This window comes from Dyella subtropica (genome assembly GCF_026283965.1).
Classification (GTDB): Bacteria; Pseudomonadota; Gammaproteobacteria; order Xanthomonadales; family Rhodanobacteraceae; genus Dyella_D; species Dyella_D subtropica.
Map to the genome: position 1 here is coordinate 176,824 of NZ_JAPDPD010000004.1, position 12,714 is coordinate 189,537.

Annotated in this window: 4 protein-coding genes; all 4 read right to left on the bottom strand. The window is 65.5% G+C overall.

Annotation, left to right across the window (positions count from 1 at the left end):
* Positions 1 to 4: 4 nt before the first annotated feature.
* Positions 5 to 208, bottom strand: a complete 204-nt coding sequence (locus OUZ45_RS05220) for an MbtH family protein (RefSeq protein WP_266168877.1) — start codon at positions 206 to 208, stop codon at positions 5 to 7.
* Between the two features lie 83 nt (positions 209 to 291).
* Positions 292 to 2,163: an asparagine synthase (glutamine-hydrolyzing) gene (gene asnB, locus OUZ45_RS05225; protein WP_266168878.1), complete on the bottom strand. Its 1,872-nt coding sequence runs from the start codon at positions 2,161 to 2,163 to the stop codon at positions 292 to 294.
* Between the two features lie 6 nt (positions 2,164 to 2,169).
* The gene (locus tag OUZ45_RS05230) at positions 2,170 to 3,507 is read right to left on the bottom strand and encodes a nucleotide disphospho-sugar-binding domain-containing protein (protein ID WP_266168879.1); all 1,338 of its coding nucleotides are present in this window, start codon (positions 3,505 to 3,507) and stop codon (positions 2,170 to 2,172) included.
* Positions 3,504 to 12,707, bottom strand: a complete 9,204-nt coding sequence (locus OUZ45_RS05235; protein WP_266168880.1) for a non-ribosomal peptide synthetase — start codon at positions 12,705 to 12,707, stop codon at positions 3,504 to 3,506. The genes OUZ45_RS05230 and OUZ45_RS05235 overlap by 4 nt, the downstream gene beginning before the upstream one ends.
* Positions 12,708 to 12,714: the final 7 nt, after the last annotated feature.

A 12,714-nucleotide genomic window follows, 5' to 3' on the forward strand; every position in this document is an offset into this window, starting at 1 on the left:
GACTTCAGCCTGGCGTCACCAGCGAGAGGGGACGCATATCGGTCCACACCTTTTCGATGTGGTCCAGACATTCCTGGCGCGTCCCCTGTTTTCCCGCAGGCGTCCAGCCCGGCGGCAGGGCTCGCTCGGTAAACCAGATGGAATAAAAGCCCTCGTGGTTGACGACGACAAGGTAATGCTCGTTTTCTTCAATCAGGGAATCTGTCACGGGATGCTCCTTTCTGTAGGGAACCTCGAAAAACGATCCTCTTGATGATCTCCGAGCCGGCGAGTCCGGCACGGGTCCGTTGCTCAGCTGAAATCGGGCATGCCGAATTCGTCCAGGAACACGCCAAAACTCAACACCGTGAACAACACATCCGTCTCGAACGGCAGGTTCAGATGAAAGCCGTCCTCCAAATAACGTTTCTTGAGGGCTTCAATCGAGTGCGGGTTGAAGTATCCCTGGCGGGAAATGCGTGAGAACGACAGGATGTCCTCCACCCATTCCCGCGCGTGCCGCAGCAGATAGGGGCTGCCTGGGCCGTGGAAGCCGAATTTCTCGCGTTTGACGATGGCGTCCGGCACCTTTCCGTCGGCGACGCGTTTGATCAGGTATTTTTCCTGCCAGCCATTCAACTTGAGGTCCGGCGGCACCGTGACGGCGAATTTGACCAAGTCCAGATCGAGGAAGGGAAAGCGTGCTTCCACCGAATTGGCCATGGCCATGCGGTCGCCGTGATCCGATACGAGATGATCGACCAGGCGTAATTTGAAGTCCAAGTACGAGCGCTGGTGAATGGGGTGCCGGCCGGTCAGGCGATCGCGGTTGACGATCGGCCGTTCGAGGCAGTCGAACGCCTCGTATTGCGCGGACAATGCCGGCGCATAGAGCGCGGCCTTGATGTCGCGGAATGCGAGATGGTTGGTTTCGTAAACCATGAGCGGCGAACCCCACAAACGCTCGCGCAATTCGGCCTCCATTTCCGCTTCGAGGAAATCCTCCATCGCGGCAACCGGATGGCCGAAGCGATCGAACCGGTAACCGATGTAGCCGGCGAACAATTCATCGGCGCCTTCTCCACTCAACACCACCGGCACACCGGCCGCGCGCGCGGCCTCCGACAAGGCCAGCGAGCAGGTGTTGTAGCTTTCCTTCAGCGGGCATTCCGCGTGACGGATCATGGTCGAAAATCGCTGGACAATTTCCGGCCAATCGAAGTGGATGCCGTGGTGCTCGACGCCGACGTGCTGCGCGACGATGGCCTGATGCACGCTTTCGTCCATCTCGCGCCGTGGAAAAGTGATGGAAAACGCCCGGCGCTGCGTGCCCGGACTTGCTCTCGCGACGAGTGCGGCGATCAGGGAAGAGTCGAGGCCACCGCTCAGATAGAGACCGACGGGCACGTCGGATTGGAGCCGCCGTCGCACCGATGCATCCAGCAATGCGTCCAGCTGTTCGATCCACTCGGATTCGGATACGTGCGGTGTCGGCGTATCGGCATGGGGGTAGATCAGATCCCAGTATTCCTCCACGCGAACCGTCCCGTCCGCGACGATGGCACGATGACCGTTCGGCAAACTGCGGATGCCGTCGAACATGCTGGTTGGCGAAATCAGGCCGGGGAAGGTCAATATCTGATCGAGCCCGGTCGGGTCGACCCGTCGCTCGATAGCCGGATGTCGAAGAATCGCCTTGATTTCCGAGGCGAATACCAGGGTGCGATCGACCACCGTGTAGTAGAGCGGACAGATGCCGAAGGGATCGCGTGCCAGCACCAACCGACGTTGGCGGCGGTCGTAGATCGCGGCGGCGAACTGGCCATTGAGGCGATGAACGAAGTCGACGCCTTCTTCCTCGTACAAGTGCAGCAGAACTTCCACGTCACACTGGCTGCGGAAACAGTGGCCGCGCTTGCGCAAATCGGCGCGCAGTTCGGGCGCGTTATAGATTTCTCCATTGCAGACCAGGACGACACTGCCGTCCTCGTTGGTCATCGGCTGTTGACCGCTGCGCAAGTCGACGATGGACAGGCGGCGAAAGCCCAGCCCCAGCGCGCCGTCCAGGAACTGGCCGTCGTCGTCCGGTCCACGATGGGCCAGCGCCGCGCACATCGCGTCGAGAATAGGGGCGACGGCGGGACGCTGCCCATCCAGATCCAGATAACCGGCTATGCCGCACATGGCCCGTCATTCCCCGGCAAGCGCTTCGAGCGCTGCAAATCCCGCTTCTGTATACGTCGGCTGGCGGATACGCGCCGACATCTCGGTGCAGCGAAGCGCGAATTCCGGCGCGGCGGCGGTCTCGATCAAGCGCCGGATATCGGCAGCGGTCGCTCGCCGCGGATCACCGAGTACACCTAGCCCGTGATAGACCATGCGCGCGGCGCAGCCGGGCTGGTCGAAGGCGATCGGCAGCAACACGCTCGGCACGCCGAAGTAGACGCATTCGTGCACGGAATTCGCGCCGGCGTGGGTGATCATCAGCGCGGCTCGCTGCAGGATCTGCAACTGCGGAACGCGCGACATCACGATGGCGCCAGCGGGATAGCCGGTGAGTTCGTCGGGATGGACATAGCTTCCGGTGGCCATCACCAATTGCCATCCCGGCAACTCGGCCGCCGCATCGATCATGGCCTGCAGCAATTCACGATGTCTTTGCAGGGGCAGATAGAGCAAGGTGCCCAGGGAGCAATAGAGCAGCTTGCGCGTCGGATCAATGCGGTCCCATGGAAAGTCGCTTTCGGTGCGGTCGGGATTGATCGCGAAACCGATGCGATGCCTGCGGGGAGGAAGCGGTGCCGGGAAGTCCAACTCCTCTGCGCTCAGGAAGAATTCCGGAGCCACCGCCAGCGGCGCCAGAAAACTGCGCCAGCTCAGACGTCGCTGACCGGTGAGACGAGCCAAGGGCGATAGAAAGCGCAGCATGTTGATGTCCAGGCCGAGCCAGGTGATGGCTGCGTGCCGTATACGCCCCACGATGTGGTGGCGGGCCCAGATAAGGCGGACGTGCCATGCCCCTAGCGGGCTGTGAGTGGGAACATGGAGGCTCGATAGCGGCGGATTGACCGGATGCGGGTAATGGGAAAACAGCGAGGTGGCATAGGCCATGGGAATGCCGCGCCGCCGCGCGAGTAGCCCGATCAGGGCGAGATGGGGGACGTCGGGGCTGAGCAGCACCAGTTGGGGGGCGATGCGGTCCAGCGCTTCATCGACCTCACGATTGCGGCCGGCCAGCACATCCCCGATCAGCTTTTCGTATCGGCTGGTCCAACGGCGTCGTTCGCGCAACAAGGCAAACGGACCCAATTCGGCGAATTGCTTGCGCAAATTCACCAGGAATCCGGTCGGAAACATCTCCGCGAGCACCGGCTCAAACATCAGGCCCGCTTCCGCGACGACCGGCGCGGCATCCGGAATACTGATGATCCAGACTTGATGCCCGCGTTCGCGCAGGCGACGGGCCAGCATCACTACCCCATTGATCGCACCCGGCAGCGGCCATCCGCACAGCGCTATCGTCGTCATACCGCCCCCGTTCCCGTCGTGACGGTGGAATCCAAGGGCGAACTGCCCGGAACATCCAGCGCGGTCAGCAGCGCATCCACCAATTCCTGCACGTGAGGTTCGGTCAGCATGCTGAGGTGATCGCCTGAGATGTTTTGCACGTCCAGCGGACCGGTGACGAAAGCACCCCAGCCCAGCGCGTTGTCCATCAGCAGGGTCGGCGAGATGCGCCTGGCATCTTCGGCATGGAGGTCGCGCGCGCGAATCAGGGTCACCGGGCCGTCATGCGACCGAGGCCGGTAATGCGCCGCCAGTTGTTCGCTGGCTTTTTGCGCCGCGAGCATGGCGGCAAGCAGGGAGCGGCCCGCTTCGGCGGGCACCACTTCCAATTGCGCCATGCGCTGCAGCAGTCGCTCCATGCCTTCTGCCGCGGGACAGCCATCCAGCACCGCGGTCATTTCGCCGAGCGCGCGGCCAAAATAGCGTTCCAACGTGCGCGCCGTCGCGGCCAGCCACTCGGCATCGTCGGCAGGTGCCGGCACCGTCGTCGGCACGGCTTCGGCGACGGCCGTATCGGGCAGGATGGCGTCGATCAGCACCAGGCGATCCACGCGCTCCCCGGCCGCGTGCAATTGCCGCGACATCTCGAAAGCCACCAGGCCGCCGAAGGAATGGCCGGCCAGCAAGTAGGGCCCCGTCGCTTGCACGCCACGGATAGCCGCGATGTGGCGCGCGGCCAGCTCCTCCACCGTTTTCGCGCTCGGGCTGAGGCCGTCCACTTCCGGTGCCTGTAAGCCGAACAGGGGCTGACGGGGGCCGATATGGTGGGCCAGGCTCAGGTAGCACAACACGTTGCCGACCGCCGGGTGCACGCAGAACAGCGGCCGTCGACCGCCCTTGGGCTGCAGCGGCACCACGGGCGTGCGCGCCTGGACGTGGCGATGACGGATGTGGCCGGCGACGCGCGCGACGGTGCCGCCTTGCAGCAGGGTGGTCAATCGGAACGTGGGATCGAGTGTTTCGCGGATTCGCGCCGCCAGGCGCACCGCCTGGATCGAATGCCCGCCCAGGTCGTGGGAATAGTGGTCATGAACACCGATCGCCTGCTGCTCCAGCACTTCTTCCCAAAGTTGAGCAAGCGCCAGCTCCAGCCGGTCCCGTGGCTGGGTCGCGTCGGCGCGCGCGGCAGGTGTCAGTGCGGCAGCCAGGCTGGGCAGCATCTGGCGGTCGATCTTGCCGTTGGGTGTCATGGGGAAGACGTTCAGCAGGACCAACTCGGCCGGCACCATGTGTTCCGGAAGACGCTCCAACAGCCAGCGGCGCAAGGCCGATGGTGCCGGCCGGGTGTCATAGGGGCTGGTGAGGTAGGCGACCAGGGTGGGCTCGCCGGCCCCTTGCTTCATCGCCACCACACAACGCCCTACGGATGGGTGTGAGGCCAGAACGGCCTCGATCTCGCCCAGTTCGACGCGGTGGCCACGGATCTTGACCTGATGGTCGATGCGTCCCAGAAACTCCAGTTGATGGCCGGGCAACCAGCGCACCAGGTCGCCGGTCTTGTAGAGGCGCGCCCCCGACCGATCGGAAAAGGGATCAGGCAGGAACCGCTCCGCCGTGAGCGCAGGACGTCCCAGATAGCCACGGGCGACACCGGTGCCGCCGATGTGCAATTCACCCGGCACCAGCAGCGGCACCGGCTGCATGTGCCGATCAAGCACGTAAAGCTCGGTATTGAGGATGGGACGCCCCAGCGGCACCGGCCCCTGTGCCGCGTCGATCTCGTGCGTGGACGACCAGATGGTGGTTTCCGTCGGCCCGTACATGTTGAACAGCCGCGCTCCCGCGGCGATCAGGTGATCGGCCAAGGCCCGGTCCAGTGCTTCGCCGCCACACAGCAGCGTGAGGTGGGGGTAGGCCTGCCAGCCGCTGTCCACCAGTCCGCGCCACAGCGACGGCGTCGCTTGCAAGACCGTAGTGCCCGCGTCGGCGATCCGCGCCGCCAGCAGGCCCGGATCCTGCACGGTGGTGCGATCGGCCACGATCACCATCGCCCCCAGGGCGAGCGGCAGCAGCAATTCCAGGGCGGCGATGTCGAAGGTCACCGCCGTGGTGGCGAGCAACCGGTCCGACGCGCTCAGCCCGAGACGTTCGGTCATGGCCGCCACGAAGTTGGACAAGGCGCGATGGGTCACCACCACGCCTTTCGGCCGCCCGGTGGAACCGGACGTGTAAATCACATAGGCCGCGGCATCCGGCGCCGTGGATGGGAGACCTTCCGGATTCGGCGCAGGCTCGTCCTCCAGCGCATCCATCCACAGAACGCGGTCTGCGGGAACCAGGGTGGTCGCTTCCAACCCGCGCAGGCTTCCGTGCGTCAGCAGCAGCGGCAGCCCCGCATCCTCGAGCATGTAGCGCAGGCGCTCCGCCGGATGATGCGGATCGAGCGGCAGATAAGCACCGCCGGCCTTGAACACGGCAAGCATGCCGACCACCAGATCCACGGAGCGGGGCAGGCACAGCGCCACCAGCAGATCCCCCCGCGGACATCTGCTGCGCAGGTGCCACGCAAGGTGGTCGGCGCGCCGTTCCAGCTCGGCATAGCTGAGCGATGCCGTCCCATCGCTCACCGCGATGGCATCGGGGTGGAGCCGGGCTTGTTTCGCCACCTGCTCGTGTATGGGTTCCAGGATCGGCGGCGTCGAGTCCCCGCGACCGGCGGCCAGCTGCTGCGCGCGTTCATCCGCGGCCATCAAGCGGGTGTCCGCGTAGCGGCCCTGAGGATTTCCCGCCAGATCGGCCAGCGCGGCGGCGTAATAGTGGCTCAGCCGGTCGAGCTGCTCTGCGTCGGCGAAGAGGCCGCGATCGCAGAGCAGGACGAGCCGCACGGCGCCCGTTCGCGCATCCAGGCTGAAATTGGCGGTCAGCGGGAAATTGGTCTCCTCGAAAATGTGGCCATCCAGCACTTCGGCGTCGGCGGTGTCTCGCAAGTCGCGGTAGACGTGGTAATGGGTGAAGTTGAATACGGCTTCGAACAGCGCGGCGCCGCCGTGATCGCGCTGGATCAAGGCCAGCGGATAGCGGCGATGCGGCAGCAACTCCACTTCCGCCTCGAAGGCGCGCGTCGCCAGATCGGTCCAGCTCTCTGCGTCCAGGCGCAGCCGCAGGGGCAACGTGTTGAGAAACAGGCCGAGCAACCGCTCCCCATCGGCCTCCTCCAGGCGCGTATGCGCCACCAAGCCAGTGACGATATCCGTGGCATTGCCCAACAGGCCCAGCACGCAGGCGTGTGCGGCCAGCAGCACACTCTTGACCGGTATGCCCATGCTGCGCGCGGCCCGCTTCAGACCTTCAGAGACCTCGGGGGGGATCGCGACCTCCCGTTCCACGACGCCGCCGGATGTTTCTTCGGCGAACGGAGCGCGCGGTAGCTTCAAGAATTCGCAACCGAACAGGCGGTGGCGCCAGAAATCCCGGCTCGTGCGCTGCGCAAGGGTCTGCCGTTCAAGGGCGATGAACTGCCGGTAAGACAGGGTGGGAGCGGCCAAGGCCGGCAACGCCGTACCCTCGATGCGGGCGAAGTATTCCTGAAACAGTTCGGTCAGGAAGCTCGCCACGCTCCAGCCGTCCAGGATGGCGTGATGGAAGCTGAGGGTGAACTGGAAGCGTGCCGGGTCCAGGCGCTGGATATGGACGTCCAGCAGCGGCGCTCGACGCCAGTCGCGGACGTGCTGCTGCTTCGCCTCGACCAGGCGCGCCACCGCGGCATCGCAGGCTGCGGGCGAAAGCGTCGAAAGGTCTTCGATCGAAACGGGAATGGGCGCTCGACGGTGGACGAGTTGCAGCGGCTCGCTGAAGTTCGACAGGTCGAATGAAGTGCGCAACATGCCGTGCCGCCGTGCGATGGCGTCGAGCGCATCCCGCAGAAAACCGGCATCGAAAGGGGCGCGCAGCCGATAGCTGAAGACGTCGTGATAGGTGGCCCCACCGTCGCTCAGGTCGGAGTGATAGAGCATGCCCAACTGCAGCGTGGCCAGCGGAAAGGCGTCTTCGACATCCGCCGGCATGCGTGCGAGATCAGCGGAGCCAATCAGGGAGAACGCCGCACTGTCCAAGGCCGTCGCGATCGCCGGATCGCTGCCGTTGGCGAGTTCTCGCAGCAAGCCGTCGATGGTCTGCAAGCGGAAGAGCTGCTGCACGGAAATGGACAGCCCGCATTGCTGGGCCCGCCCGCAGACCTGGATGCTGCGGATGCTGTCGCCGCCTAGCACGAAGAAATTGTCGCGCGTACCCACCTTTTCCAGCCCCAGCACATCGCACCAGATGGCAGCCAGCTCACGCTCGTGCTCGGTTCGCGGCGCCACGAAATCGGTGGTCATCTCCGGCCGCTCGGCGGGCGGAGGCGGCAGCGCCGCACGATCGATCTTGCCGTTGCGGGTCAGGGGCAGCGCTTCGAGCGTGACCACGGCGGCGGGAATCATGTAGTCGGGCAGGCGTTCGGTCAGGAAGCGCCGCAGGTCGTCCAGCAACACGATGCCATCCGGCCGGCGGGTGACGTAGGCGACCAGGCGCGGTTCGCCCGGCACGTCCTCGCGCAGCAGCACGACGGCTTCGCGCAGAGTGGGGTATTCCGACATCACCGCTTCGATTTCCGCCAATTCGATGCGGAAGCCGCGAATTTTCACCTGATGGTCGATGCGGCCGAGATATTCGATTTCGCCGTCGGCGCGGCGCCGCGCCAAGTCGCCGGATCGATAGAGACGCGCTCCCGCTGCGCCGGAGAACGGATCAGGCACAAAGCGCGCGGCGGTCAGCGCTGGACGATTTAGATAGCCGCGAGCCACACCGGCGCCGCCGACGTACATTTCGCCGATCACGCCCGGCGGCACCGGCTCGCCATGAGGGTCGAGCACGTACAGGCACAGATCGCGCAGGGGCGCGCCGATCAGGCTGCCGGGGTCGGTCTCGGCGTCGGCCTGCGTGACCGGCCGGCAGGTGACATGGACGGTGGTCTCAGTGATGCCGTACATGTTGACCAGCCTGGGTTTGCTGTCGCCGTAGCGGCGAAACCAGCCGCGCAGCCGGCGAAAATCCAGGGCCTCGCCGCCGAAGATGACCAGCCGCAGCGCGGGCGGGCAGGGGGCGTCGGCGGTCTCGCAGGCACGCACCAGTTGCCAGAAAGCCGAAGGCGTCTGGTTCAGCACCGTCACTTCCTCGGTGACCAGCAGTTCCAGCAGCGCCTCGGGCGAGCGGGTCTGCCAGAACGGCACCACGATCAGTCGCCCGCCATGCAGCAGCGCGCCCCAGATTTCCCAGACCGAGAAATCGAAGGCATAGGAATGGAACAAGGTCCACACGTCACCCGGTGCAGGCGTGAAAGCCTGTTCCGTGGCCTGGAACAGGCGCACCACGTTCCGGTGTTCCACCGGGACGCCTTTGGGGCGTCCGGTGGAGCCGGAGGTGTAGATCACGTAAGCGGCGTGGCCGGGGCCTACACCACTTTGCGGGCAGGTTTGGGGCTGTGCCGCGATGGCGACCGCATCGGCATCCAGGCACACCGACGGCGGGTGCGCGGCCGGCAGGCGGCCCAGCAGATCATGCTGGGTCACAACGAGCCGGGCGCCGGTGTCGTCCAGCATGAAGCCGAGCCGTTCGGCCGGATAGGCGGTTTCCATGGGCACGTAGACGCCACCGGCCTTCAGCACGCCGAGGATGGCCACCACGACTTCGGGCGAACGATCGAAGAAAAGCGCGACACGGACTTCCGGACCGACGCCCTGGCTACGCAGATAGTTGGCCAGCCGGTTGGCCCGCAGCTCCAGTTCGAGATAGCTGATCCGCTGGCTGCGGAAACTCAGGGCGATGGCGTCGGGCGTTTCGGCGGCGCGTTGCGCGAACAGCTCGTGCAGACAACCGCCCAGGCGCCCACTGTCCTCCAACGGCGGCTGCGGCGACGGCAGCAAGGCCGCGCGCTCGTCCGGCGCAAGCATGGGTAAGGCCGACAGGCGGCGCAGCGGATCGGCGCTCGCGGCCACCAGCAACACGCGGTAGTGGCGCAGCAGGCGTTCTATGGTCTGCGCGTCGAACAGGTCGGTGGCGTAATCCACGTGGCCGGCCAAACCGCCTTCGCACTCATGCAGTTCGACCGTGAGGTCGAAGCGTGCCGCGTTCGGATCGAGGGGGTAATCGGAGAAAACCAGCCCGGGCAAGAGCAGCGGCGCCATCGGCGCGTTTTGCAGCACAAACATGACCTGAAACAACGGCTGCCTGCTGAGATCACGCTCCGGTTGTAGCAGGCGCACCACTTCGTCGAAGGGAAGGTCCTGGTGGGCGTAGGCGTCCAGGGCGGTCTGCCGCACGCGCGCCAGCAGTTCGGCAAAGCTGGGGTCCGCGGATAGATCACTGCGCAGGACGAGGGTATTGGCAAAAAAGCCGACCGCGTCTTCCATCTCGGTCAACGGCCGGTTCGCTACAGGCGTGCCGATCGCTATGTCGTTTTGCCCGGTATAGCGGTGAAGCAAGGCCTTGAAGGCCGCCAGCAGCACCATGTACAGCGTCACCTTGTGGCGACGCGCCAGATCGTTCAATGCGACGCAGGTTGGCGCGTCGAGAGAGAAGGGCTGGCGCGCGCCGCGGAAGCTGGGCATCGCCGGTCGAGGCCGATCGGTGGGGATTTGCAGCGGTTCGATGCCGGCCAGCCGCGTGCGCCAGAAGTCCAGCAGGTTCGGCAAGACACTTTGGAGTTCGCGTCGTTGCCAGGCGGCGAAATCCAGGTAGTGGAAGGCCAGCGGCGGAAGGCTGGCCGCGGCGCCGCCGGTTTCCGCCGCGCGGTAGCCGGCCACCAGGTCGCGGCACAGCACGCCGACGGACCACGCATCCGAAACGAGGTGGTGCATCACCAGCACGGCGACGTGTTCGGTTTCCGACAGACGCACCAGGGTGGCGCGCATCAGCGGCGGACTGGCCAGATCGAAAGGCTTGGCGCATTCCGTGGCGATCAACGCGGCCAGTTCCGCCTGCACCGTGTCCGCCGGCCGGTCCGCCAGGTCGATGCGCTGCAAGGCCAGGCTCGCGGCTGGCTGGATCAGCTGGTAAGCCTGCAGATCGTCCATCCGGAAGCCGGTGCGCAGCCCTTCCTGGCGGTGGAGCATGAGATTGAGGCCGGCTTCCAGGCTGTCGGCATTCAGCCGCCCCTCGATACGGACGGCCGCGGGCGTGTGGTAAGCGGTGGTGCCGGGTGTCAGCTGCTCAAGAAACCACAGCCTTTGCTGGGTGAACGACAAAGGCCACCGGCGGTCACGCGCCACCACTTCAAGCCGCTCGCGCGCATGCGACGAGGCGTTTGGGTCGAAGCGAGCGGTGTCGATCCACGCCGCCAGGGCAGCCAGGTTGCGGCTGTCGAACAAAGCGGCGACTGGAATATCCACCTCGAACGCGCCTTTCAATCGGGCAAGCATTTGCATGGCCAAAATCGAATGGCCGCCCAGGTCGAAGAAATGGTCGTTCACGCCGATCTGTTCCAGCCCCAAAAGCTGCGACCAGATATCGGCCAGGATTTGCTCGCTGGCCGTGCGTGGGGCTTCATAGGGCGGCCGTCCAAGCCGCCGCGCTTGCTCGGGTGCCGGCAAGGCCTTGCGGTCGACCTTGCCGGTGATGGTCCGGGGCAGCTCGGAAAGCGTGACGAAGGCGGCCGGAATCATCACCTCCGTGAGTGATTCGCTCAGCCGCGTGCGCAGTTCGGCCGCCGACAGTTCGGCGCGTTGAACCACATAGGCGAACAAAGCCAGCGCGCCTGCCGCATCCTTGCGCGCCACCACCACGGCATCGACGACTTCGGGCATGCCGCGCAGGCGGTCTTCGATCTCGGCCAGTTCGATACGCACGCCGCGGATCTTGACCTGGTTGTCCTTGCGGCCGATGAGTTCGAAGGTGCCGTCCTGGAGCATGCCGTCCTGGAGCACCCGGCCAAGATCGCCGGTGCGATAAACCACGTCTTCCGTATCGCCGTTCGCGAAGGGATTGGGAACGAATACTTCCGCCGTCAGATCGGGGCGCCGGTAGTAGCCGAGCGTCCGATAGGGAGTGCGGATGAGGATCTCGCCGATCGTGCCGGGTGGGCAGGGCCGGTTGCGGGCGTCCACCACCAAGGCGCGCGCGCCCGGTATCGGCTGGCCGATGGGAACCGTCAGGCGATGACCGTCCGCCGCGCTGATCAGGTGGCAGAATTTGGTCATGGTGGTTTCCGACGGGCCATACAGATTGGCCAGGCGGATGCGCTCGCCGAACATCTGGGTCCAGCGGTTGACGTCAGCGGGAGTCACCGGTTCGCCGGCAAGCAGCACCCAGCGCAGATCAGGCAGCGATTCGGGGCTGCTCACCCCATCGGACAGCAGGCGGAACACCGTCGGTACGCAATGCACCAGCTGGATTCGACGCGCCTCGATCCACGCCGCCAATCGCTCGGGCGTAAGCAACTGCGTCCGGTTGTCCGGCACGCAGACGGTTCCGCCGGCACAGAGCGGGGTGAAGATGTCGCGCAAGAAGGCATCGAAGGACGGCGTAGTGAGCTGGCTGACGCGCGTGCCGGGGCCGACGCCGAAGCTTTCGATTTCCCAGCGAATGAAATGGTCGATGGCTTTTAGCCTTCCCGCGATGCCCTTGGGCTGGCCGGTGGAACCCGACGTGAAAAAGAGGTAACAGAACGCATCCGGCGCCATCTCGACGGCGAACGGATCGGCGGCTTCATCCCACCACGGCTCCATCGACACGCGCCAGTCGGGCGCCAGTGCGGAGAAGTCGGCAGCGGCGTCGAGCGGCAGCACCGCCGGCCGCGCGGCAAGCGGCAGATTCAGGCGGGCCAGGAGCGGAGCCGTCCCGCTTTCCGCGAGGATCAGCGGCGCCTGCGCCAGCTCCAGCATGGCGTCGATCCGTGCCGGCGGCAGGTGGGGGTCGAGCGGCATGAAGGCCGCGCCGGCCTTGAGCACGCCCAGGATGGCGATGACGACGGTGGCGACGTCCTCGGCCAGGATGGCGACCGGCATGCCCGGCCCCACGCCCATCCTGGCCAGGCATCGCGCAAGCCGGTTCGATTGCCGTGCCAAGTGGCCGTAGGTGGCGCTTGGGTGACGGCCGTCCGCGGGCACGGCCTCGTACTCAATCGCCACTTGATCGGCGTAACGCTCGGCCATCTCGGCAAACAGGGTCTGGACGTTGCTGTTAGGCATGGGGAAG